General features: G+C 44.8%; 13 protein-coding genes. 5 read left to right on the top strand and 8 right to left on the bottom strand.

Translation table 11 applies throughout. From position 1 onward, the window contains the following. The first annotated feature begins 83 nt into the window (after window positions 1–83). Window positions 84–704 carry an ISAon1 family transposase gene (locus AC23P2_RS12250; protein WP_487773460.1) on the top strand — a complete coding sequence of 207 codons (621 nt, stop codon included), beginning with the start codon at window positions 84–86 and terminating at the stop codon, window positions 702–704. A gap of 112 nt (window positions 705–816) precedes the next feature. On the opposite strand, the gene AC23P2_RS12245 is transcribed toward AC23P2_RS12250, so the two are convergent. The 5 genes from AC23P2_RS12245 to AC23P2_RS12225 all read right to left on the bottom strand — a co-directional run bounded on the left by AC23P2_RS12245 (window position 817) and on the right by AC23P2_RS12225 (window position 16,298). After that, complete coding sequence (locus AC23P2_RS12245; RefSeq protein WP_487773459.1) at window positions 817–3,063, bottom strand: sodium-translocating pyrophosphatase; 2,247 nt, start codon at window positions 3,061–3,063, stop codon at window positions 817–819. Between the two features lie 181 nt (window positions 3,064–3,244). Further along, window positions 3,245–3,484, bottom strand: coding sequence for a T9SS type A sorting domain-containing protein (locus tag AC23P2_RS12240; RefSeq protein WP_487773466.1), 240 nt, complete (start codon window positions 3,482–3,484; stop codon window positions 3,245–3,247). Between the two features lie 42 nt (window positions 3,485–3,526). Continuing rightward, window positions 3,527–14,482 carry a choice-of-anchor D domain-containing protein gene (locus AC23P2_RS12235; protein WP_487773458.1) on the bottom strand — a complete coding sequence of 3,652 codons (10,956 nt, stop codon included), beginning with the start codon at window positions 14,480–14,482 and terminating at the stop codon, window positions 3,527–3,529. Between the two features lie 207 nt (window positions 14,483–14,689). Next, window positions 14,690–15,277 (bottom strand): diheme cytochrome c-553, encoded by a 588-nt coding sequence (locus AC23P2_RS12230; RefSeq protein ID WP_487773457.1) that lies wholly within the window; start codon window positions 15,275–15,277, stop codon window positions 14,690–14,692. A gap of 31 nt (window positions 15,278–15,308) precedes the next feature. Continuing rightward, window positions 15,309–16,298, bottom strand: coding sequence for a ScyD/ScyE family protein (locus tag AC23P2_RS12225; protein WP_487773456.1), 990 nt, complete (start codon window positions 16,296–16,298; stop codon window positions 15,309–15,311). Between the two features lie 264 nt (window positions 16,299–16,562). Between AC23P2_RS12225 and AC23P2_RS12220 the strand changes: the two genes are divergently transcribed. The 4 genes from AC23P2_RS12220 to AC23P2_RS12205 all read left to right on the top strand — a co-directional run bounded on the left by AC23P2_RS12220 (window position 16,563) and on the right by AC23P2_RS12205 (window position 25,063). Then, complete coding sequence (locus AC23P2_RS12220; RefSeq protein WP_487773455.1) at window positions 16,563–17,891, top strand: AAA family ATPase; 1,329 nt, start codon at window positions 16,563–16,565, stop codon at window positions 17,889–17,891. Then, window positions 17,888–18,343, top strand: coding sequence for a hypothetical protein (locus AC23P2_RS12215; RefSeq protein WP_487773454.1), 456 nt, complete (start codon window positions 17,888–17,890; stop codon window positions 18,341–18,343). Before AC23P2_RS12220 ends, AC23P2_RS12215 begins: the two co-directional genes overlap by 4 nt. A gap of 216 nt (window positions 18,344–18,559) precedes the next feature. Continuing rightward, a complete protein-coding gene (dnaE, locus tag AC23P2_RS12210) occupies window positions 18,560–23,521 on the top strand; it encodes a DNA polymerase III subunit alpha (RefSeq protein WP_487773453.1) in 4,962 nt (1,653 codons plus the stop codon). 48 nt (window positions 23,522–23,569) lie between these two features. Next, window positions 23,570–25,063: a TlpA family protein disulfide reductase gene (locus AC23P2_RS12205; RefSeq protein ID WP_487773452.1), complete on the top strand. Its 1,494-nt coding sequence runs from the start codon at window positions 23,570–23,572 to the stop codon at window positions 25,061–25,063. Window positions 25,064–25,148: 85 nt separating this feature from the next. On the opposite strand, the gene AC23P2_RS12200 is transcribed toward AC23P2_RS12205, so the two are convergent. Genes AC23P2_RS12200 through AC23P2_RS12190 form a run of 3 tightly spaced genes read right to left on the bottom strand, consistent with a single transcriptional unit; the run spans window position 25,149 to window position 26,575 of the window. Beyond that, window positions 25,149–25,571 carry a putative toxin-antitoxin system toxin component, PIN family gene (locus AC23P2_RS12200; protein ID WP_487773451.1) on the bottom strand — a complete coding sequence of 141 codons (423 nt, stop codon included), beginning with the start codon at window positions 25,569–25,571 and terminating at the stop codon, window positions 25,149–25,151. 5 nt (window positions 25,572–25,576) lie between these two features. Then, entirely contained in the window at window positions 25,577–25,816 is a 240-nt protein-coding gene (locus tag AC23P2_RS12195; RefSeq protein ID WP_487773450.1) for a hypothetical protein, read from the bottom strand. A gap of 15 nt (window positions 25,817–25,831) precedes the next feature. Then, entirely contained in the window at window positions 25,832–26,575 is a 744-nt protein-coding gene (locus tag AC23P2_RS12190; protein WP_487773449.1) for a M23 family metallopeptidase, read from the bottom strand. Window positions 26,576–26,578: the final 3 nt, after the last annotated feature.

Genomic DNA, 26,578 nt, shown 5'->3' with positions numbered 1-26,578 from the left:
TACTCTCAGTTTGAGAGTATTCCAAGTTATGATTTTCTTGGAATTTTTACATCGCACAAATCTAAAGGCCGAAGCGGATAACGTTGGATATGGCGGGTAATATGGAACTTATTGCCAAACGGTGTTTTCCTAAAGCGGCCAGAGTCACAGACCGCTTTCATGTTCAAAAACTGGCGATGGATGCCCTGCAAGAACTTCGCATTCAACACCGATGGCAGGCCATAGATGCCGAAAATGAAGCCATAGAACAAGCTAAAATCAGTCAACAACCTTACCATGCTGAAGTTCTCGCTAATGGAGATACCCTTAAACAATTATTAGCGCGCGTGCTCTACAAAAAGGAGAAAGATTGGACAGAAAATCAAAAACAAAGAGCAGAATTGCTTTTTGAGCGCTATCCTGATTTGAAAAAAGCCTATGAGTTAACGATGGCCTTGAGCCATATTTTTGAGAATACTACTGATAAACTTTATGGATTGGCCAGACTGGCCAAGTGGCATGAGAAGGTGCGGCAATCCGGCTTTAAAGCCTTCAATACGGTGGCGCGTTCTATCCAAAACTACTATGAGACTATCCTTAATTACTTTGATAACCGAAGTACCAATGTTTCTGCCGAGTCTTTTAACCGTGCGAAGGACCGTACCAAAATCAAAGCATTCAGAGGGGTAAGAAACTTAGAATTTTTCCTGTATCGTCTAACGTAGTTATAGGCGTAATCTAAGTTGCTCCACAAATTTTACACTTGAGCCTTTAAAACTATTATTGAGAATATAAAAATAGCCGCCCCAAAATTGCTTTTGAGGCGGCTATTTTTAATTACAGGAGTACTCTAACTATTTTGCAGCAATTTGACCAAGCGCCGATGCTTTGGTGAATGTGCTTGCTTTGGTGGTTTGTACTGAAACTTACTTTGTTCGTTTCTTTCGTTGCGCTATGCTCGTGACCGCCATTCACTGCAATGTAAGGAGCAATGACCAGCGATACGATAGACATTAACTTGATCAAGATGTTCATTGAAGGGCCAGAAGTGTCTTTGAATGGATCACCTACAGTGTCTCCAGTCACTGATGCTTTGTGAGGTTCTGACTTTTTGTAGAAAGTTTCTCCGTTGATTACTACACCTTTTTCAAACGATTTTTTTGCATTATCCCAGGCACCACCTGCGTTTGATTGGAACATTCCCATCAATACGCCTGAAACTGTCACACCTGCCAATAAACCTCCTAATACTTCAGGCCCCATAGTAAAACCTACAAGCACAGGTGTAATCAAAGCAATCGCTCCTGGTAAAATCATTTGTTTAATTGAAGCTTCGGTTGAAATAGCTACGCATTTTTCGTACTCTGGTTCCGTTTTGTACTCCATAATGCCAGGTATTTCGCGGAACTGGCGGCGAACTTCATTTACCATTTCCATGGCAGCTTTTCCCACAGCCGAAATACACAATGCGCTGAAAATGAACGGAATCATCCCACCTACAAACAAGCCTGCCAGTACGTCAGCTTTGTAAATATCAATTTGTGTAATACCCGCGATTCCTACAAAAGCCGCAAATAATGCCAATGAAGTCAACGCTGCAGAAGCAATCGCAAATCCTTTACCTGTAGCCGCGGTAGTGTTACCTACTGCATCCAAGTTGTCGGTACGGCCACGTACTTCCGAAGGCAATTGAGACATTTCAGCAATACCACCCGCGTTGTCAGCGATAGGCCCGAAAGCATCAATCGCCAACTGCATCGCAGTGGTTGCCATCATACCTGCTGCTGCAATAGACACACCGTATAAACCAGCGAATTTATAAGACAAAATAATACCCGCCGCCAAAACGATAATAGGCAATACCGTAGATTCCATCCCAACAGCCAAACCACCGATGATGTTGGTTGCGTGCCCAGTGCCTGATTTTTCGATGATTGAGTTAACAGGACGTTTGCCCATAGCCGTATAATATTCGGTAATATACGACATCAATGCGCCTACAATTAAGCCTACCACGATAGAGTAAAATACGCCATCAGAAGTGAACTCAAATCCACGGAGAACAAGGCTTTCAGGTAAAATATTTTTTACAAGGAAATACGAAGCGACAAATGTGATACCAATTGATGCCCAGTTGCCAATGTTTAAAGCATTTTGTACTGAAGCGTTTTCGTTGCTGATACGAACAAAGAATGTAGATACCAACGATGCCAACAATCCAACCCCAGCAATCAACATCGGAAGAAGGACTGGTGAGAAGCCACCGTAGTTATCAGTCACGTTGATTTCTTGACCCAACACCATGGTTGCCAAAATAGTAGCTACGTACGAACCAAACAAGTCAGCACCCATACCTGCTACGTCACCCACGTTGTCACCTACGTTGTCGGCGATGGTTGCTGGGTTACGAACATCGTCTTCAGGAATACCTGCTTCTACTTTTCCTACAAGGTCAGCACCTACGTCGGCAGCTTTGGTGTAAATACCACCACCTACCCGCGCAAACAACGCGATAGATTCAGCACCTAGCGAAAAACCAGCCAAGACTTCGATTACTTTTTTCATTTCGACCGAAGTAAGCGGTTGGCCAGCGGCAAACATTTGATAAAATACGATAAACAGACCACTTAACCCTAAAACGGCCAAGCCTGCAACTCCCATCCCCATTACTGAGCCACCCGTAAAAGATACGTTGAGCGCTTTGGCGAGCGAGGTACGCGCCGCCTGTGCCGTACGAACATTGGCTTTGGTGGCCACTTTCATACCGATGTAACCCGCCGTAGCTGAGAACACCGCTCCAATCAAAAACGCAACCGCGATAAGTGGAGAAGAGTGAATTTCGATGCCATTGGCTTCGGTTTGGCTACCCAGATATGCCAAAATTAAGGCAGTGGGAATGGCGAAATAGGCCAAAATTTTCCATTCAGCTTTCAAGAAAGCGATGGCGCCATCGGCAATGTAGCCTGATAGCTTTTTCATGTTGTCGTCTCCAGCTGGCTGGTTGGCAACCCAGTTGAAACGCCAAGCGGTGTACAGAAGCCCAATAGCCCCAAAAGCTGGGACAAGGTAAACGATACTATTCATGCGTAGGTTAAAAGATTTAGTTGATTATTTATATAAAATGTCGGGCAAATATAGCAGAACGCGATTCATTTCCCCAACCCAAATCTTAGTTAATTGCTTATTTTATATCGTTATTGTACAATTTTTGACCCTGTTTTGAGTGAGTGTCACTAAAACAGGGTCAAAAATTGATAATCAATCCTTAATTTACCTTCACCACTTTCAAAGTAGTTTGTTTTTCTAAGCTCGAAACTTTTAAGAAATACATTCCCGTCGGTAACTCGCTCACCTCAAACTCCTCTTGGTGTGTGTTGGTTTCGGGTACAAACATCCGACGCAACACTTCACGACCTGATGCGTCCGTCAACGCCGTTTGTACGGCTTGACCCTTGCTGTCGGTAACTGCTGTTCGCGCTGCGCCTACCCCATCTTTCGACTGGATTCTGAACCAGTATTTCCCCTTGGGTAATAATTATCCACACACCTATCTAGCCAATTTACTAATCTTGAAATCTTGCCTATGTTCAGAGGATATAACCCGTAATACATAACTCCCCGCTACATAGCCTTCCATTGAAATATCCTCCACATGGCCAGATTCCAAATCAAACAATGATCGCCGATACAACTCCTCACCTCTCAATCCAACCAACACCACCATAACCTCTCCATTAATCGACTGGTTGAAACGTAACGACAAAATGCTACCCACTGGATTACCCAAGATACTCACCCAAGAGTCAATAGATGAATCAACAGATATCCCAAACAAATCATCTACCCCAACTCGGAGACCACACGGAAAATTCGTCACCAATACCCCATTCTGCATCGTCAAAACACAGCCCGAGGACGATATACCTTCTACCGTGTACGTCCCCGTTTCAAGCGTCGAACCAAAGCTCAACTTCTGACCTGTCCCTGATAATACATTGCTACCATATAACCCTCCATTGCGCTTCAACTGGTAATTAACACCTACTTGGGAACTGGATAGCCCCAAAGAAACACTTCCGCTTCCACACAAACTACCCCCACCCGTCACTTGAAACTTGCTCGGCTTGCTAACATTGTAGTAGACCACTTCTCCACTCGACTCCGTAATACATCCACTCGTCTTATCCTTGGCGATCACACGATAAGTGCCCCCAAAACTCGGAATACCAAAACTTAAAACGCCTCCATTCCCATTCACTTGCTGGCTAGTCCCCAACGAATTGTAGTACAACTGGTACAAGGTGTTCAATTCTGAACCAGAGGTTAAAATAGCAGAAACGTTATTACAGCCCAGATAGCCTCCCCCTGTGATACCAAATGGCGAAGGTGAGGACTTGACAACAATCGATGGTGCTGCTACTTTAACACTCTCACAACCAAGTGAACTCACACAACTCACCCAGTAACTAGGCATCTCGCGCCTAATCGTTATGGTAGAGCTTGGAAGGGCAGAATTAGGTGAATCTGATGAATACCACCGTACGGTATGAGCTCCACAATGAGCGGAGAGTGTCACGGTTTCACCTGGACAACCCGTCGTTTTACTCACAGTTACTTGTTGGGGAGGGCCAGGAGGTACACCAATCGTTAACTCAATCGGTGAAGTATAAGTACTCATGCAATTGGCATCACAAGCCGCTTGGTAACTATGGGGTTGGTTATTGGAGGACTGGGAAACTGGTGGACTGGCTGACCAGTCGCTCCATGCACCGCTGCCTATTTGCACCCGCCAAACAGGATTACCTGAAACACACAAACCCGAAACAGTAAACTGCAAACTGTTTTCAGGATTGCCGTCGGTATCGCAGAGAACTGGGTTGTTGCCTTCGTTCAAGGTTTGTTGTAAAGCGGAAAGCGTAATTGTCGGTGGAGTAACCACTGTTACCATTACGTCTATAAAGCCACTCAATTGAGGCGCTAATTCACAACGAACTTTATAACCCGTACTCGCCGAAAGTGTTGGTGTGACAAAAGATGATCCCACAAACAGCTGGGTTGTACCCGCCGCATTGTACCATGTTTCTTGACCTACAAGGCAAGTGGCGCTCAAAGAGGCGGTTGCGTTTTTGCAAATCGTGACATTGGCTGTATTGGAGGGAAGTTCTACCGAGGCAATTGCTGTTAACACTACATCATTGCCATCGCCGCCTACGTAGCTGATGCGGGCGTTCAACTGACTGCCCAAAAATGGCGCAATCGTTGCGCCTTCGGGTAAGCCGTTGAATGTTCCTTGAATCGCATCACTTCCATCATTGTTCACTATTACGAAACTTTGCCCCAACACAGGCACATGGCTTCCACTAAGCACCAAATCAAGCCCCGCAAGATTGACCGAACCTTCTACTTTAAGCTGACGGTAATCTGTATCGGCCGTGGCGCCATTGATTGAAATGGCCAGATCATTGCCTGATGTAAACGACGCGGTTCCGACGTTGACGTCTGTTCCCGCCGCTGTTGGGTTGATTCCTCCCGCCGCGTTGATGGCAAGATTCCCCCCGTTGGTTGCCAAGGCCGAAGCATTCAAATTGACCACACCTGCTGTCGTGAGGTTCACATTAGTAGCTGCTGCACGGCTGATGGCCGAACTGACGGTAATGGCACCGCTGTTGGTATTTCCGATTTGGAGCGTACCTGCCGTAATGCGGTCGAGTTCGCCGTCAGACAGGTTGAGTGAGCCACCCAGAGCGTCGGTTGCTGCCCCTAAGTCAATGCCAACACCGTTGGTATATGGGCGTAACGTAACTGTACTTGAAGTGTTGGTTGAGATGTTTGCGGTATTTTTTATATTGATACTGTTGGCAATGAAGGCAATATTCCCTCCAGCGTTGGCCGTAGTAATCTGTCCTCCAAATAGTGACTCAATTTCAATACCAACACCACTACCGCCTTCAATACCCGTTACGGTAATGCTTCCGCCCGTCGTACTACTGATATTTCTTCGTATATACACTCCTATGTTGCTAGTGCCTGTTGAGCTACCTGCCGTTCCCTGAATCGTAATTGCTTTTCCGTTGCCAGCCGTAATGGTACCGTCTATATCCACCCCTAAGCTACCGAACTGGGCGGAAGCATTGGCGCCACCTACACCCACAATTGTTATTGTCCCGTCGTTGGTATTTACTACTCCACCTACCTCTATTCCATCACTAAACGATTGGCTTGCGCCCGTTCCTTCAATGTAAATAGTGCCTGTTCCTCCTGCGATGACATTGCCACTAAGCCCTACTCCTGTATTGCCAGTTGCATTTGAAAAAGGACTAGCAACTCCTTGGCCACCGCGACCAATGATTCGGATATTTCCGTTATTGGTCGTGATTTCACAATTAGAATCACCGAGTTGAACCCCGTAGTTAAAGCCAGCAGTACTGCTTGAGCCCGTTCCTTCTATGGTTACAGACCCTGTACCACCTGCGGCTATACGACTGGCATCTTCCAATACAATTCCTCTATTGCTACTGCTCTCACTCGCCCCCCCAGATTGTCCTGTGAGGCTGATGTTGCCATCGTTAGAGGTAATGGCACTTCCTATCACAAAAATACCTTGATGGGATCCACTTGTTCCGTTTCCACCAGTACCATTGGCCGTTACGGTACCCGTTCCTCCTGCGGAGATTAAAGCAGCGTTCTGTAAGTATATTCCATGGTTACGTGTAAAAGAGGTACTATTTCCACCGCCTAGCCCCGTCACACTTACATTTCCCCCAGACGAGGTAATCGTTCCGCCATTTAAGTGAACTCCATACGTGTCACTTTGTGTCTGTGCTGCGCCAGTTCCTTGTACCGTAACTGTCCCAGTTCCTCCAGCAGTAATCATTCCTCCATTCTTCACCACAACGCCATGTTGGTTATACGCATTTGAGACACCTGCACCTTGACCCGTGACACTAACATTCCCACCTGAAGAGGTGATTTTAGAATTAGTACCCGTTATCGACACCCCAATATTTTCATTCCCCGAGCCAATTCCGCCCGTTCCAATCACCGACATTGCAGCAGTACCTCCTTCGATACGACCCCCGTTACTTACCGAAATCCCCGATTTATAAAACGTCGTTCCTCCTTTTCCCTTCAGGGTAGCTTGGCCGCTTCCCGTTACTTTGAGCGTACCTCCATCCACATCGATACCCCCGAATTCGCCCGTAGTTGGTGTGGCTTGCTGGTTAGCTTCTACCACTAAATTACCGTTTTGGGTAAGTAGGCTACTGCCCGCATTGACGGTTACGTTTTTGCTTACTTTAAGCGTTGCTGTGCCCGTGCCTGAGAGAACAAGATTGGCATCAACGGCAAAGTTGATGGCATCTACCCCTGGCGTAGCATCGTCGTTTTGTAAATCCACCTCCAAATTAGCATTGCTGGCAAAGGTGATATCTCCGTTGAAATTTACTACGTCATCACCTGTACCACCGTTGATGGTCAAGGATGGAAGTGGTGTTGTAAACGCCCCTACGTTAATGATGTCATTGCCCACTGCCGTATTAATCACAATGCTAGTTTTACTCGCAAGCGCCACTTCGGCTGGTGTAGTAAATGCCGTGGTGAGGCCGCCGTCGATGCTATACGTTTTACCCGTTACATTAAAACGGATTTTACCGCTGTTTTCACTTATTTCCACCGTTTCACTTGCCCCTTTGGCATCCGTAATCACAATGGTATTGCTCGTAGTAGTGATGGTGTAATCGGGAGATGAGCAGGCAATATCTTGTGCATCGCCCGTGATTGTCCAGCTTTTAGTAGTCAACAGATTGTCTCTATCAGCTACGGCGGTGCAATATTTGAGACCAGCAGCCCCTAAACTTCTACTCGTTACGGTACCTTGGTTAAACCCAATCAACGTTGCATCGTAATTGGCTACACTCATGCCACAATTATCGAGCATATTTGTCAAGTTCACATCAGACTTCAGCTTCGTTCCCCAAGCCGCCAAGCTCTGGTCGAAGGCGGTAGCTCCAAAAAACATAAATTGCATACTGGTTACCTTACTTACATCCCAACTGCCAATGTTTTGATTAAAAGTTGTAGCCCTAAACATACCACTCATGTTGGTTACATTACTCACATTCCAACCACTGATGTTTTGATTGAAAGAATATACTTCACTAAACATTGACGCCATGTTGGTCACGTTACTGACATCCCAACCCGATATATCTTGATTGATAGCAGAAATCGCCTTGAACATATCACTCATATCTGCCACATCATTCAAGTCAGGGGTATCCGAAGCGTTAATTTGTAAGTTCCCACAGCCCAAAAATGCTTTCTCAAAGCTTTTCCAGTCAATATCTCCCCATTGATTTACAGCTATGATTCTTAAATTATTATCAGCATCGTTTTCAAAGTAAATGTGTGGAAAAAGCCCTCTGATGGCCACGGTATAGGTACCTGGAGTATCATAATTGTGAGTGACGTTACCTGTCACACCAAACTGATCAAAAATACCATCATTGTTCCAGTCAACGTCGTAATTGTAGCCAGTACCTTTGGTTGGAATGGTGATAGAAGTGTTTCCAACGACCTCTTGGTCGGTTTTCCAAGTAGTGATAAAAGGTTTTCCACCATAACCTTGAACGGTGAAATCGTAAGTCCCCTCTCCCAAATCATTGTTCATAACCCGTACTGTAGCCGTTCGTAATCCAAGTGCGGAAGGGTTGAATGTAACAACAAAGGTGGTAGATTGCCCCGCACTGATTGTAGCAGGCAACGTAATGGCACTTACCGTAAAATCGCTGGAATGAGTTCCGATTACGCTGATTGCCCCTGCGTTTAGTTGGAGGTTGCCAGAAGCCCCAGCTACGTTTTGAATCGTAAAGGTATGACTCACTGACCCTGATGCTACATCTAATATGCCAAAGTCGGTATCATCTAACCCTGATGGTGTTATATCGCCGTCAAGGATATTCTGACCAAGCCCTGTGATATTTATTTCGGGGGAAACACCAACAGCTCGCACGTCAAACGTGTAAGGTGATTCGTCGGCATCATTGCTTTGAATACTGATTGTTGCCGTTCGTTGTCCATTACCGCTAGCGTCTATGATGACAGGAAAAGTAGCCGAACCGCCAGGAGCGATGGTGAGAGGTAATGACACATGTCCGATGCCAAAATCCGAAGCTCCTGACTTTGTAATGCCATTTGCTGGAATGACCAAATCAGCCGTTCCTGTATTCTGGATGGTGAAGGAACGAATCACTGGTTCTGTTAAGGAAATATCAATGTCACCAAAGTTGGTACCATCCTCGGTTCTTGGCGATGTATCTCCGTTAGTTATGTCAAACCCATTCCCTTTGATATTGATGTCGGCTAACGTTGGTGATGCCACCGTTATCACCACATCATTGTTGTCCGAACCACCTGTATAAGAAATTGTTGCCGTTAAGCCACTTCCTCTAAAGTTAGGGATTGTCGCTCCTTGATCTAAATTATTGAACGTACCAACGATGGCATCTGTACCGTCGTTGCTTACAATGGTGAAGGTTTCACCGCCTACGGGGGTGTAGCTACCAGTAAAGGTAAGGTTCAGCCCCGTCAAATTGACCGCGCCAGCTACGTTGAGTTGTGAATAGGTACTTCCCGTTCCATCGCCAAGGGTCGTACCATTGAGGGTAATTTGTAAATCACCATTCGCAAACGAAAGGGTACTTGCGGTTACGTCGGTACCGTTGAAAGTAGGTTTTACTGCTTTGGTCGAAGCGCCTGGGTCAAGTAATAACGTACCACCACCCGTATTAATTCCTCCGCCGCTGATAGCCACATCTCCACTGCTGATAAGCTGCATATTGGTAGAAGTAGGGCGAGTTACCCCAATTCCAACGGTGATGTCTCCTGCGGTAGCATCGCCGATGATGAGTGTTCCGGTGCTAATTCTGTCCAGTTCAGAGTCGGATAAGATAAGGGGAGCATTTGTCCCATCGGGGGCAAAAGAAATATCAATAGCCGTACCCGCCGTAAAGGGCTTTAAGGTGACAGAACTTGCGGCATTGGTGCGGATGTCGGGTGAATTAACGATGTATAAACTATTGGTAGTGATACTGATATTGCCTCCGTTTACTGCCGTAGTGATACTGGAGACAGGGGCAGAGGTTTGTTTTGACATGTAGAATCCATACGTAAACGGACTTGGACTGCCTGGTTTGCCCGTGAGAGTGATGTCTCCTCCCGCCGATTTAATCAAGCCTTCTAGCTCCATACCGTGGTTTCCGAAACCAGTGGCTTGGCTACCTTCGCCAGTGATCGTTACACTGCCAGTTCCTCCTGCTGACACTTCGCCGCTTTCGCGCAAGAAAAGACCGGTACTTGATTGACTTGTACCCGTTCCTCCACCGTAAGCATTGACAGTGACATTGCCACCTACGGAGGTGATTTTAGCCGAATTTTGTACGGAAACTCCTACGTTGACGTTTCCCGTTGGGAGTGTAGCACCGCGCCCAGTGACAGTAACTGCCCCTGTTCCCGCAGAGGTAATCTCGCCTGAGAGGATGATGCTTACCCCGACATTTGTACCGCTTGTGCCCGTTCCACCTCCCGTTCCTTCCACGTTTACGGCTCCCCCTAAAGAGGTTATTTTAGCCGTACTTCCCTGAATGAGAATACCATGGTTAGAATTTCCACTCGAAGCACCGCCGTTACCAACTACCGTGACGGTATTGTGGCCACCGTAGATTACTCCTCCAAAGTTTAAACTAATACCTAACTGACCACCCGAGGCGTCGTTTCCTCCCTTACCTTTGACCGTCAAAAGTCCCGAACCTAACACTTGTAATTGTGTACTACTGTTCATGGAAATACCTATAAAATTGCCAGTAGTCGGGGTTGCTTGTTGGTTTGCTTCTATGGTGAGGTTACCATTATTGGTTCCAAGGGTACTACCACTATTAAAAACTGCATTTTTGCTCACTTTGAGGGTTATTGCTCCCGTTCCTTGTGTCAAAACATTAGAATTAATAGCAAACGTAATAGCATCAACTCCTGGGTTGGCTTCATCGTTTTGTAAGTCCACATCCAGGTTGGCGTTGGTAATAAAGGTAATATCTCCGTTAAAATTCACTTGGTCGTCGCCTGTGCCGCCATTGATGGTCAGCGAGGGAAGAACCTCGCTGTTGAAGGCCCCCACGTTGATAATATCATTACCATTAGCCGTGTTTACGGTGATGCTTCCCAAATTACTCAGGGGTACATCGGCAGGGAAGTTGGTGGTAATACCGTTGTTTAAGCTAAACTTCTTGCCAGCCACATTGAAACGAATGTTAGTATTATTATTTTGGCTAATGTCCAGTGTCTCCCCTGTGCCTGTTAGGTCTGTGATGACGAGGTTATTGCCTGACGTGCTGATGCTGTAGTCGGGTTGACCCGCATTCGTATAGGTAAATGGAACGACATAAAAACACCCTCCCGTATTGGGGGTAATTTTGGCGTATAACGTTTGTGAACCCGTAGGTAATCCCCCCGATGGAGTAAACGTATTGGTTGCTTGGGTATATGTACCCGCAGAAGTTGTAGCCGCTTCATTGGTAAAGATGCCATTCACATTGCCATTGTACGAAGTACCAAACGTAAAAATAGGCGTAGTGTTATTGACAACAACTGAATTAGTCGTATTATTCACACTCCCTACTAGGCTGTTATATTTAAGTACTCCATAGTTATTGGTCGTAGCTACGTAATGCCCTAGATCCGTTCCTATGTTGGCATATCCATAATTATTAAAGACAGCGTTACCCGACATGGAAAAATCACTCGTAGTTTTAATAACGCCACAGTTCTGATTCGTAAATGTGGAGCCAGCACCAGAGACTTCAATTTTATCGCTGTTGATATTCGCGTTGCTTTCGTTGATAATTTGCCCTCCTGCTACTACATTCACCCCTCTATGGCCTGAAGTAGTAAGTGTAGCTCCCGTTTTGTTATTGAAGGCTCCTTCTAAATACAGGCCAATATTTTGATTACCGTTTAGAGTCAAAGTGCCGTAGTTATCAAATGTTGTGGTAGAGGCTGGCAACGAAACCGCAGATTGGCCTTGATTACTGGCGGTAGTATTCGTTACTGTTGTGCTACCTCTATTAATAAATTGAGCATTACCTATTAAATAAATACCACTGTTATTGTTTTGAGCGGTTAAGCTTGCCCCCGTCTCTACCGTTAATCTACTGTTACCAGTCATAGATACTTGCTTTACCGAAGCATTGACTCCCGTCGCAATTGTTGGGTAAGTACTAGAAGTCGGGATGACAACCACATTCCCAGCTCCTGGCACGCCATTGGGGGTCCAGTTACAGGGGTTTGTCCAATCGGAGCTTACCGAGCCATTCCAAGTCATATTATCGGTGGAAGTGGCGACTTGGGGGCAGCCGTTTTGATAAATAATGGGTACAACGTAGCTGCAATTATTAGCGGTCGATGTTATTTTTATGTAGAGAGTAACAGACCCCGCTGGAAGACCATTTGAAGGCGTAAACGTATTGGTAGCCTGATTATACGTACCTGCTGAATTAGAGACTCCTGCATCTGTAAAAATCTCGATTGTACCATTATAAGTACCATTGTAGGTAAACATCGTGGTAGCGGTGGGGTTTACATTTATCCGTACCGATCCATTATTGGTGGTGATTGGATTATGAGTTAACGTCCCTCCGACAAATACCACGCCGCCGTTTTGATTCGTAAATGTTCCTACCGCGCCTAAATTTCCGAATGTTCTGAAAAGTCCAGCATTGTTAAAAATGGAGATTCCTACGCTATTCAGCAACATTGCCCCGCTGTAGTTCGTAAAAGAAGCACAAGCGTAATTGTGGAAGATGGCATTGGTGGGATTGGAACTATTATTGCCAATTTGAATGGGAGTTGCATTGGTAGAATTGATCACAACTCCCCCGTAGTTATGGAAAACGTTGTCATCAAGGCCCATTTCAAACGTACTGTTGACACCGCCGCCACCGCTTGTTTCGAGTATAAGTAGGCCATTGTTGGTCACAGTGGCATATTGCACCATATTAAATTTAGTCACTGTAGATTCTGTACTGCCCATACGTAGTGTGGAACCTTGACTGATGGTCAGCGAAGCTTTAGTGACCAAACCACCACTGAGGCTGATTGATTTGGCCGCAGCGTTTGTCCCCGAAGGAATGACCACCGCTTCACCTGTCGAAGAAATCACAACTGGATTGGTTTGAGTGGGGACGCCATTGGGCGTCCAGTTGCAGGGGTTTGTCCAATCATTGCTGACAGAGCCATTCCAAGACATTGATTGGGTGGCTGTGGCGACTTGGGTGCAGCCAGCAGTTCCTGTTCCTCTGACACTAAACGTATAAGGGTTTTCTGTGGGGGAATAATTATTGACATACAGCGTCGCATTTCTTGTTCCAACCACTGAGGGAGTAAATGCAACCTGAAACGTTCTACTACTATTGGGTGAAACGGGTGAAGTAGGTTGGGTAACTACTGAAAAGTCAGCAGCAGCATCTCCCATAAACGACACTACGGATCCTGTACTTAAGTCCAATGAACCAGTACCTTTGTTTTCGATAGTAAATGTTTTCGTAACAGCCCCCGAACCGATGCTCCGCGGGCCAAAGTCTGTATCATTATCCGTTGAAGGAGCACTGTAGGTATCTGGAATATCCTGGCCATTTCCTACTATATTTATATCAGGCAACGCACTTACTCCCGTTCCTGCAATGTTGAATGTATAGGTGCCCTCGTTGGTATCACTATTAACAATAGTGACTGTTGCAGTACGAGTTCCTAAGGCTGAAGGAGTAAACCGTATAATAAAAGAGGCATTTTTTCCTCCATGTATTCTGTCGGTATTGGGTTGCGTCGATACCGAAAAGTCTCCCGCATTTGTTCCAGTAATTGCCACTCGTGATGTCCCAGTAAGCCCTAAAGCTCCTACCCCCGTGTTGTAAATTCGAAAAAAACGTGTGGTAGATGACGATAGCAATTGTACGCCAAAATGAGAATTATCATTCACTATTGGCGTCACATCACCGCTAGAAATAGTCAAATCATTGCTCCGTACGTCTATTTCCGAAGCGGCAGGAGTAAAGGTAGCGGTTAGTTCCCCACCATAACTCCAATCCTGCGTATAAAGATTTCCATCAGTGGTATTATTGATGGGCATTTGCCCCCCCTGAGAATTGGTTCTCCTAAAACCTACTACACTGACTAGAGCATGTTCGGGAGCAGGGTCAAAATAGATAGTTGCCTGTCCTGCTCCCCCTGCATTCCCAACACAATAGGTATCACAGTTGAGATTGATATTAACGCCACTTACTCTTCCACTGTGGTCAGGGATAATGTCAGCGGTTACGCTTTGAGCTTGTACAAGCTGTGTAAAAAAGCTTAACAATAAACAAAACAAAAAACGGAATACGAGAGAGTTTATTAGCTCTTTCGACTCGTAAGGGCTAATAGTCAAAGCCTTTGGTGGAGGTGAAAAGTTTTTCATGGGTAGAAAAGTTTAAAAACGTTACAGAGTAAAATTCACAAATGAGTAGTAGAAAAAGGAGGTAGAAACATTCCGTCAAATATTTCCGTAATCCTCCTGCCCTTTCTACCACGAAAGTGTCAGCCATCACTGCCCCAACAGCACAAGGCTATCGCCTAGCCCTCCCAAAAAGGAGGGCTCAAAGCGAGAGAATTACGTCAAAAATGGTTATTGCAACTTATCAGGTGCGATAGGCATCGGCACGATGTTGTTAACAGGCGGAGTACTTTTCAAGTAGGCAAATACCGCTCGTAAGTCTTCGTCGGCCATGTTTACGTAGTTGGGCCAAGGCATCGGAGGCAACAACGGGCGAGCCGTGGCAATCCCTTTGGACTTGCCTTGCGTAAGGGCAATTTTAAACTGCTCAAACGACCACGACCCAATTCCCGTAGTGTCGGAAGTGAGGTTGGCCGCAAAGCTCATTCCCCACGGGCCCACTGCCGATGTTCCGTCGCCACCTAACAGCATCCAGCCGTTTTTCAGCGCCTCTGGAGTGACTTTTCCCACGGGGCGGTCGGCGGGATAACCCGACAAGTGGCGACCTGGAACTACTTCGGGGCCTTTGGGACCCAGCTGCTTAGGCGAATGGCAGTCTTGGCAGCCCATAATGCCTACCAAGTATTCACCACGTTTGATGAGCGCCGAGTCTGATAGCTCCACCTCAGCTTTGGCTGTATCTTTCGATTCTTCGGCCGATTGGCAAGCCGCAAATAATAAAACAAGTAGGGCAAATGCGTAAATGGGATAGTTTTTCATTGTTGTAGGGAAAAGGTTAATTAGTGAAATTTTAGTAGCTCAATTTCTGAATAGTTCCAAGCGCATAGCTTAGTAGGTAAAACTCGCGGTTTCCGCTGCGCTCAATGTCGGTTGGCATCATAATACTTGGGAGTAAAACTTTCCCTTCTTCATTAACCACTTTTCCTGAAAGCGGCTGAAAGCCTGTTGCTCCAAACTCGGCCATCTGAATCGCCAACGGTTTATTATTTTTTGAAAGCGTTAGATGCGACAAAGTCGTAAAACCCGTTTTGTATTCACTCACGGCGCCATCAGTTGTGATTTGGTACATTTTAGCGTTGCCTGGAGCAAATGGAAATCCACTAAGCGTTGTCACCAAAAAACGAGTACCATCAAACACAATCCCCGTCGGTACGGCCTCTACTTTGGTGGCCGCATCAGGAATTTTGGCAAACAAGCTCAATTTACCCGTGGCTTTGTCGCGTTTAAAGATGGCATTGGCTCCTGCATCAGCGATGTACAAGTTTCCATCGGGACCCATTACCAAATCAAATGCGTTTGAGTTAATCGGGTTGGTCAGGTTGAGGCTTCGAATGTACGTTCCTACATCTTCTTTCTGGGCTGTCGATAAACTGAGCGCGGCATCTCCTGCCTTAAACGAAGCTACGTCTAAGGTATAAAGCATCCCGCTCACGCCGTGTAATACGTATAATTTTCCGTCATGGAAAAGAGGATGACTCATGCCTTCAATGGCTCCGTTGGCAATCACCGAGGGGAAACCCGTCATGACCGTAGTTTTGGTTCCTTGTGGGGTAATCATGACGATACTTCCGTCGTTTTTACCCGTACCAGCTTCGGTGACCCAAAGCTGTCCTTTGGTGTCGAGAGTGAGCCCGATGGGAGCGCGTAATTGATCTGCAAAGTTGGCTGCCGTCAATTGTTCTGGCTCAGGCACGACTTCTTCTTTTTCATTACAAGCCACAAGCCAACCAACCAATACGACAGTCGAAAGAGATAACCAAAATGTGCGGGAAGTTTTCATAAAAGAATGAGTTATGAGTGAATAAATAAGCTGTACAAATATCGTATCGAACGAAGTAGGGGTGTTATCAGAAAATGGACATTCTTTGTCTCATTTTTGACATTTGAAAAGTTTTGATGTAAAAAAATTCAATTTTTATTAACTCATTTTTGACTTTCTTTTGCTCATTTTGAACAAAACGCCGTTTTCAGCCCATTTAAAGCGGGATTGTGTTAATTTTGAGTTTGGGAAGCCCCAGACATTTTAGAAAAGTAGTTATTGCGCATGGAACAAATACTGATAAAAAATTTCAAGGCCATTGTTAACCAAAAGGCACTTCCCATCAGGATAAAACGAATAACGGTTTTGATGGGAGAACAGGCGAGTGGGAAAAGTACGATAGGGAAGCTTGTCTATTTTTTTAAGACCATTCGAGAGGAAATTATTCTACCTTTTACAAATAGTTTCGTGGTTACTGATAATAACCTAAAACAAGTGGTAGAAGGCCAAATTCATTCCCATTTTACTAAGCTCTTTGGTTCGCCTCGACGGCTTACTTCTTTTGAAATCACCTACACGTACGCAAATGGAGAGGTAATTGCCATTCGTAACAGCGAAGCGGGGAGTTTAGAAATAGATTTTGCTCATTGGCTCCCCAAATTACAGAAAGTAGTCGCACTCAATAAAGAGCTCAAGCGGTTAGAAAATGCCTTTAGTGAACTTGAGAGAAAAGAGCGAGAGAGATTTATTAACGCTATTGCCAAAATTGTCAATACTCTTTTTGGGAGTACCCAATTAAATTTATACTTACCAGCTAGTAGAAACGCTGTTGTGTCCTTGGGAAATCATTTGCTAGAAATTTATGCGAAGTTAGACAGTAACCAATTTGCTTATAACGAGGCTGAAGCGCATCGCTATACTTCTGAAAACGACATTATATTGCTAAAATTTATCCAATACAACCGTTTCTTGAGGAACAAATTTCAACAATCAGGAAATTTCGCTGGGTTTATGCAAGACGAGATCGACCTTAACCCTACTCTTGACACTACAGATGCCCAGAAAATTCTTGACAGAGTTCAAAATATTTTAAAAGGCAACTATATCAACGACCAAGAAGGGGAAAAGCTAGTTCTAGGAAACAATCAGTCTATTTTCTTGCAGAACGCTTCTTCGGGCCAGCAAGAAAGCATTCGTACACTGCAAGATATTTTTATCAATGTACTTTATGGCGATTCTGTTTTTAGGGTTATCGAAGAACCTGAGTCTCACCTTTTTGCCTCTGCCCAAAAAGAATTAATCGAATCCTTGGCCATACTTGCCAATAAAAACTCTCAGAATCAGCTGCTTATTACTACACACAGTACTTTTATTCTACGCGTTTTGGATAATCTCTTAAAAGCTGCTGAATTAGAAAATGCTGCTGCCGAGCAACTTATAGACCGTAGTGCATGGGTAAAGTTTGAAGATTTTTCGGCATACAATCTCATAAACGGTGAAATCATAGATGCCCTCAATTACGAATTCAAGGGTGTGGATGCTGTACTATTTGATGATGTATCATCACAAATTAGCAATGAATTTGATGAACTCCTAAATATTCAATACCCGTGAGTGATTGTAAAGGCATCTATCAAAAAGTAGGAGGCAATCAACAATGTTATTCATCAGAAAAAAGTGCTTCCGAACAGGGGAAAACATTTGTCATCAATTCAAAAAAGCATCCAAGGGTTTGTCGCATCAAATTAGACAAATGTTTGATTCCTGAGGTTCCTCACCAAAAACAGTGTGATTATTTGTTTGTAAAGGTGAGAGAAAATGACGAGTTCGAATACCTCTTTGTTGAATTAAAAGGCAATGCCAAAGAAGCTTCCTATGCTTTCGATCAAATTTGTCAAGCGATTGAGTTTATAAAAAAGAAAGTGGGTCAGATTCCACAGAAACACATTAGAGGGTTTATTGTTGGTGGAAAAGATACGCAAGAAATGAATCGATTGAAGGAAAAGTTCAAACGTAGCATCGGTCTGGAATTAAAACATAGTACTGGCTCCCGATATGAATTTTAATGTCGTTCTTCTTTGCCTATGGCAAGTAGCTAACCCCTCACGCTAATCTCCCCCATCACAATTTTCGCGACGGCCTCCTTCTGCTTTCTAGCAGAAAACCGTAACTTTGGATAAGTGTTGAATTTGCTAGTTCATATTTGTCAAGCAAACTCCTAAAAAGCGCGCATTTGTAACGCACTAACACTATCCAAGGATAAAGACTTTAATGTAGTTGATATGCAATTCTCTCACCTCCACTGCCACACCCAATACTCGCTACTTGATGGGGCGGCAGATATAAAAAAACTGTTTAAAAAGGCCAAAGCCGACGAAATGCCCGCCATTGCCATTACCGACCACGGTAATATGTTTGGCGTATTTGAGTTTGTCGCCGAAGGGCACAAACAAGGTATCAAACCTATCGTGGGCTGTGAGTTTTATTTGGTAGAAGACCGCCACAAAAAACAGTTTACCAAGGAACAAAAAGACGTCCGTCGGCACCAACTGCTGTTGGCCAAAAACGCCGAAGGCTACCGAAATTTGGCTAAACTGTGCTCGCTAGGTTTTATTGAAGGAATGTACGGTAAATACCCGCGTATCGACAAAGAACTGCTCGTAAAATACCACAAAGGACTCATCGCCACGACTTGTTGCATCGGGGCAAGTGTGCCGCAAGCCATCATCAAAAAAGGAGAAGAGGCGGGGCGTCAGGAGTTTAAGTGGTGGCTCGATTTGTTTGGAGAAGATTATTATGTCGAAATTCAACGGCACGGCATCCGCGACCAAATTATTGCCAACGATGTACTGCTTAAATACGCCAAAGAGTTCAACGTCAAGGTGATATGTTCCAACGATAGTCATTACGTAGAGCAAGATGATGCCAATGCACACGACATTTTGCTGTGCGTCAATACGGGGGATAAACAATCTACGCCTACCAACAAGGACTTTGACGACGAAAATCCAATGCCCAAAGGCACGCGCTTTGCGTTTTTTAACGACGAATTTTATTTTAAGACCAAAGCAGAAATGCTCAAAACGTTTAGCGACCTGCCCGAATCGCTGGACAATACACAAGAAATCGTTGATAAAGTAGAACTTTTAAAACTCAATCGGGATATTTTGTTGCCCAACTTCCCGATTCCTGAAGAGTTTAGGAAGCACAGTATTTCGCAAATGATTGAGTTCAATGGTAAGATGAAAGAACTCACCGCCGATGTACTCAATCAGTGGGAGTACCTCAAGCATTGGACGTTTGAAGGGGCTCGGAAAAAATACAAGGAAATTACGCCTGAGGTCGAAGAACGACTCAATTTTGAGTTGAATACCATCAAAAATATGGGTTTCCCTGGCTACTTTCTCATCGTTGCCGACTTTATCCAAGCGGGGCGCGACATGGGCGTGCTCATCGGCCCAGGGCGGGGGTCGGCCGCAGGAAGTGCTGTAGCGTATGCCATCGGAATCACCAACATTGACCCTATCAAGTACGACCTCCTTTTTGAGCGTTTCTTGAATCCCGACCGTATCTCCATGCCCGATATTGATACGGACTTCGACGATGAAGGCCGCCAACGGGTGATTGATTATGTGGTGCAGAAATACGGTAAAAACCAAGTGGCCCAAATCATTACCTACGGTACGATGGCCGCCAAGTCGTCCATTAAAGACGTGGCGCGGGTGATGGATTTGCCATTGCAAGAGGCCAACGCCGTGGTGAAACTCGTGCCTGATAAGCCGACGTACAACATGAACTTGGACAAGGTTTTCAAAGTACCTCTCGAAAAAATGGCCGACGTGGTGACGCCCGACGAGGTAGAAAACCTTAAAAAGCTTCGTGAAATGCTGAAAGGCAATGACCTCACGGCCAAAGTTCTCAAAGAAGCGCAGAAATTGGAAGGAACAGTTCGCAACGTGGGGATTCACGCGGCAGGGATTATCATTGCCCCTTCAGATTTGACTGACTTGATTCCTGTGAGTACCTCCAAAGAATCTAATTTGCTGATTACGCAGTACGAAGGGAAAATAATTGAAGATGCGGGGGTAATCAAGATGGACTTCTTGGGGCTACGAAACTTGACCATCATCAAGGAAGCCCTTAGGATGATTGAGGCCAACCACGGGGTTAAAATTGACATTGATTACATTCCGCTCGATGATGTCAAGGTATTTGAGCTTTTCCAACGTGGTGAGACCAATGCCGTCTTTCAGTTTGAATCCGACGGGATGAAAAAGTACATGCGCGAACTCAAACCTGACCGTTTTGAAGACCTTATCGCCATGAACGCCCTGTACCGCCCAGGCCCGATTGCGTACATTCCTAACTTTATTAACCGTAAACACGGCCGCGAAAAAGTAGAGTATGACCTCCCCGAAATGGAGGAATATTTGGCTGATACATACGGAATTTGTGTCACTGGCGATACCCTCATTCATGACGCTAAAACTGGCGAGCGAGTACGCATCGATAGCCTTTCTAATCGCGTAGGCGAGTTTTGGGTGCAAGGAGTAAACGACGATTTATTACCTGCCTCAGCCCCTATAACTCATTGGGTATGTAATGGTGAAAAAGAAGTACTTGAAGTACGACTTCGCAATGGAAGTCGAGTTAAACTTACCCCTGACCACCAGGTTCTGACCGAAACAGGTTGGCAACAGGCGGGAAGTTTACAAGTAGGCAGTGTGATTGCTACTCCTCGAAAATTATTCGTTGAAAATGAACAAGAATATGACCGTGACAAATTGCGTGTCTTAGCTTATATTCTTGCCGATGGTTCTTTAAGTGGCTGTGGCGCTACGGCAGACTTTGTCTCTAAAGATTCTCAATTGTTGGATGCTTACACCGAGAGTATCAATACATTTGAACGCTTGGAAACTCGAACCTTACAACAAGTTCGGGACGTAACAAGAATCATGGTGGCAGGAACGGACAAAACGCATTACCACGAAACGAATTCATTGGTGGCTCAATTGAGAGAATGGGGCCTAAAAACCATGAAAGGTGGCTGCCGTTCGGACGAAAAATTTGTTCCAGAGTTTGTATTTGGTCTAACCGAAGAAGCCATTGCCTTCTTTTTGGCTTCGCTGTGGGACTGCGATGGGCACATTGGCAAAGACTTAAACCATTTCAAAACGATTTCACCCAGGTTGGCCAATGACGTTAAAACCCTGCTTCTGCGTTTGGGAATTTATTCCGTCACTTATCAATCAACCTATCACAACAACCGTCGTAACCAAGAAATGACGGCCTACCAAGTAAGCGTTTACAACCTCAAAGCGTTTGCTGAATTGATAGGCCCCCATTTAGTTTCTAAAAAAATCCAAGAAACCCTCTTATCAGGGCATGAGGTACATGATAATATTTCACGCACGTTATTTTTAGATGAACTAGGACAAGTTTGGAAAGGCTCAGGTCGCGGACTTATGGATAAATACGGATTTGACCGACAGCATCTTTTGCCTAACAAACTCCGAACGTGCCCTCGTATTTCGTTAAAAGCAGTACTGCCATTAATCGAACACCTACCCCTCAATCAGTCAGCTCGCCTCGCTAAAATACGGTGGGATGAAATTGTTGAAATCAAGGCGATTGGCAAAGAAAAAGTATATGATATTACCGTAGAAGGCATCCATAATTTTGTTGGAAACAACATTATTCTTCATAACTGTACTTATCAAGAGCAAATTATGCTCCTTTCGCAGAAAATGGCGGGCTTTACCAAAGGTGATGCCGACGTTTTGCGGAAGGCCATGGGTAAGAAGCAGATTGAGGTCTTGAACAAAATGAAGAGTAAGTTTATCGACGGCGGTAAAAGTAAGGGCCTCGATGAGAAAAAACTCGATAAAGTATGGACTGACTGGGAAGCCTTTGCGTCGTACGCCTTCAATAAATCGCACTCAACGTGTTACGCTTTTGTGGCGTACCAAACGGCTTATCTAAAAGCTCATTATCCCGCCGAATACATGGCGGCGGTCTTGACGAGTTCGCTGGGTAACATCGAAAAAATTACGTTCTTCCTCGAAGAATGTAAAGCCCTCGGGATTCCTGTATTGGGCCCTGATGTCAACGAATCGGAACGCCGTTTTGGGGTAAACAAACGTGGCGAAATTCGTTTTGGATTGGGAGGTATCAAAGGAACTGGTGACGCGGCGGTAGAAAGCATCATCGAAGAAAGAACCAATAATGGCCCTTTCAAAGATCTTTTTGATTTTATGACTCGGGTTAACTTACGAACTGTCAACAAGAAAACCATCGAATCATTGGCGTATGCGGGGGCTTTTGACTTGTTTGAAGAATACCACCGTGCTCAGTATTTTACGACCGCCGACGGCGAACAACAGAACTTAATCGAAAAATTAATCAAATACGCCAACGCCGTTCAAGCTGATAAATCCAACGCGCAAGCGTCGTTATTTGGTGGTTTTGGCGGAAGCGGCGCCGATATTGCCAAACCTAAAGCGCCAATTGTAGAGCAGTGGAGCGACATTGAGCGGTTACGTTTTGAAAAAGATGTGGTTGGTTTCTACATTTCGGGCCACCCGCTTGATATGTATCGCTTGGAATTAACTAATTTCTGTACGTGTACCCTTGATAAAGTGATGCTCACTTCCGAAGTTACTGAAACCAGTGATACCGAAGAAGGAGATATGCCTGCTGTTGCCAATGTAGAAATCGGCGGTCGTCCGCTCTTGTTTGGCAAAGACATTACGGTGGCGGGTATTGTGAGTAGCAGCCAAGTCAGAACCACCAAAACAGGAAACCCGTTTTGTATCTTCAAGCTCGAAGATTACGCGGGTTCGATGGAAATGGCGCTTTTTGGCGAAGATTTTGTGAAGTTTTCGGCTTACGTCCAAATGGGACACTTTTTGTTTGTCAAAGGGAAAATCCAAAACCGTTGGAAACAAGAAGACCAATACGAGTTCAAAATCACGTCGATGCAGCTGCTGAATGAGGTTCGCGAAAAACTTACCAAAGAAATCAAACTCCAACTGGATTTGGATATGCTCGACGGTACACTTGTCACCAAGCTCAACGAGGCTGTTCAAGCCTACCCAGGCCACTGCGCACTTACAGTGTCGGTGGTGGATCATCAAAGTCGGACGGAGGTGAAACTTCAATCACGAACGCACCGAGTTGCACCTACCAACGAGTTCTTTAAACTGATAGAATCAATGGGAGGGGTGAATTTTTCGGTCAATTAAATCGACAATTAGTTCCGCCGTTTTTCGTTTACTAGAAAATAACGCATTATGAAATATCCTCTCTATGGCCTTTTTGCGCTTTTGTTTGCACAAGTCCTGAAGGCACAAAATGCCCAAATTACCCTCAAAATGGCCCCTGAGGCCACCAATTTTTCGGTGTCGCTGGTGACGGAAAAAGTAAAATTTCAGCCTTCGCCAGCCATTGGTTTGGCCGATGTTGAGTTTCTAAATATTGGTTATTTTGAAATTACCAATCAAAAAGTCGCCAATGCAGAAGTGGAGCTTACCGAACCTCAGTTGGTACGGCTTCAAATTGTCCCTACTTCTGCGGGGACTTCGGCCTACCAGCCTGTTAGTCAAAGTTTTAATCGGGTCTTGTTTGTTAGCCCCAACGATAAGCTGACGGTAACGATTCATCCCAATAAATCGTTGACTTTTGAAGGGACAAACGCCTATTACCAAGAGTTTTTGCGGGATTATTTCAAAGAAAATTTATACGAATACTTGCCTGTATTTGGCTACAAACCTACCAAAAACGACAACAGTAGCATCTTGCCAAAGGTGGACAGCCTCCAACAAGCTCGCTTACAGCGTTTTCAAACATTGAAAAGCCAACAACCCATCAGCGAAGCGTTTGATGCGTACATCACAGCGACCATCAACACCGAAGCGTATTTGACCCGTCAGTTGGTATTGGACAAAAAAATCCGCGAAAGTCAGGGAGTTCAACTCAAAGCTACACAGCGCCAAGAGGTAGAAAATTTCACGCTTCAAAACTTCAAAATCTTGCCCGATGCCGCCCTTATGAGTGAGCCGTATCGCCGCGAGTTGGTAAATCATATCCTGATTCCAATTACCAAAAAATACCCAGCAGATTCGGCGCAACGCTACATTTTGTCGGGTGAGGCATTACAACTAGCTTACCAAGAAAGTGACGAACAGCTAAGGGCGTATCCCAAGCAACGTGCCTATCTACTCACGCATTGGGTTGATTATGCGGTGGCGTTTAGAAGCGACATGACTGCGGCTCATAGTTTATTAGAAAAATTTGAACGTGCGTACCCATCTTCTGAGCTCCTTCCGTATTTCAAACAAAGCATTACGGCCAAAGAAGGCATGTACGTAGGAAAAGGCGCCCCCAACTTTTTACTCAAAGACCGCGATGGTAAAGAAGTAACCCTCCAAAGTCTTCAAGGTAAGCCCATTTGCATTGCGTTTTGCTTCAATTTAAAACAACACGAGCTTATTTTTAAGCCGCTCGAAGAAGCTTACAAAGGTCGTTTAACGTTTGTTTATCTCAACGTTACACCCAATACGTCTTTTGAACTTTGGCAATCGCTGACCGAAAATCGTCCGAGTGTTGTCCATCTTTGGGCTTCCGACGAAGACGCACAAAAATTAAAAGAAACCTACGCAACCACCATGGGTTATCCGTTCGTATTGATAGATGCGCAAGGAAAGATTGTAGAACGCTGGATTCCGCAAGAATTTCCTGATAACAAAACGCTTCAAAAAGAGTTAAGTGGATTGGTAAAGAAGTGATTGGTTTCGTGAAGAGAATCGCCGCTATGGGTCACCATGCGGCGATTTTTTATCGTATTATTTCAAGTGGCAAAGCGCTAATTTGTTACCTAATTTCCTCCAATATATCCATGAATTTTTTCAGGTTTACAATTTTAGTTGTAGCGTAATTTTGAAGTTGCAGCAAGTCTGGATCACCAGTGATTAGATAAGTTGCTCTACCATCTCTTGCTAGACTCAGTAAATAATGGTCGTTTCTGTCACGCCCTACTTTTACCTGAGAGGTTACGATTACCTTAACAGCAAACCCTTGAAAATATCCCAAAAACGTTTTAACAATAGCGCTGTCAATACCTTTTGTCTTAAAGTAGTTTTTCCGTGGAAAACTACGTATCTCTTTAATTAATTGGTCACAGTACAAAAACTCTATTGTATCTAAGTGATAGGTCAATTCTATAAATCGTTCTCTTGTGATACCTCCAATCAACACACTTGCAATTAGATTTGGGTCAATGATGACACGTATCATATAGGTTATTCAAAATTTCCTTCTCGAACTTCTCTGACAGCCTTATTCACTTCAGATTGATTGGAAGTATGGGCGGGCAGTTGCGTCAAAAAATCCCTCATTCCCTGTGCAGATTTCAACGCTTTTTTTGTGGGAGGGGGCGACGTAATTTGTCGTTCTATTTTTACAAAATCCAACGACTCTAAGTACCGAAGTAAAGCTTCAGCCTGTTTACTTTCAGAAAGTGTAAGCGTAACTTGAGTCATAGCCTGTAATTAATTTTATCGTATTATTTCAGCGCTCGCTAACCAATCGTAGGTATTGACAGGATGAGGAAGCGCTTCGGGAGTCAGCTGAAGATACATCATGTGGAGGTGGGTACCTGAGCGTGCCTTGGCGGCATTGAGTCCCGTACGGCCTACTTCCGCTATTTTTTGTCCAAGTGTGATTTCATCGCCTGCTTCTACCATTACTTTGCTGTGGTGGGCATAATAAAATAAGCCATCGAGGCAAGGGTCATAAATCCACACAAAATTGCCGCCTCGGTACAAGCTTTCGGGTGACCAATTAGTCTCTGTTGCTACTACAATACCTGGGCGCATCGCCAACACATCCACGGGCTTATCTGTCTGGTCGTCAACGCTATCTTGGTTACGGTCATAGACAAATATATCGTGTGCGGGATGGCTTCCTTGTACTGTATGATCGAATAAATTAAAGCCTTTTGGACGAAAACCCGAGCCATGCCCTCCGATGTTGTTGGCATCATAATCGCGCAAAGGAAACACAAATCGAACCGAATCCGTGCAGTTTTGCTGACGATACGGCTGAGTTACTTGGCGTAATTCTCGCAAAATAGCCTGAAAGCGCAATTGAGCAGAATCAGGCGTCAGGGTTTGTTCACGAATTTGCGTATTCAAATCTTGAAAAGCCATTCCCAACGTTATCATTTGTTCGCGCGGGGCATCCGAACGAGCTGCTAGTAAGCCTAAAATCAGAATGATAAGAGCGTTAAACTTCTGCATCTA

The sequence above is a fragment of the Runella sp. R0.1_18 genome (genome assembly GCF_057652155.1).
This window is presented reverse-complemented; position numbering and strand designations above follow the sequence as displayed.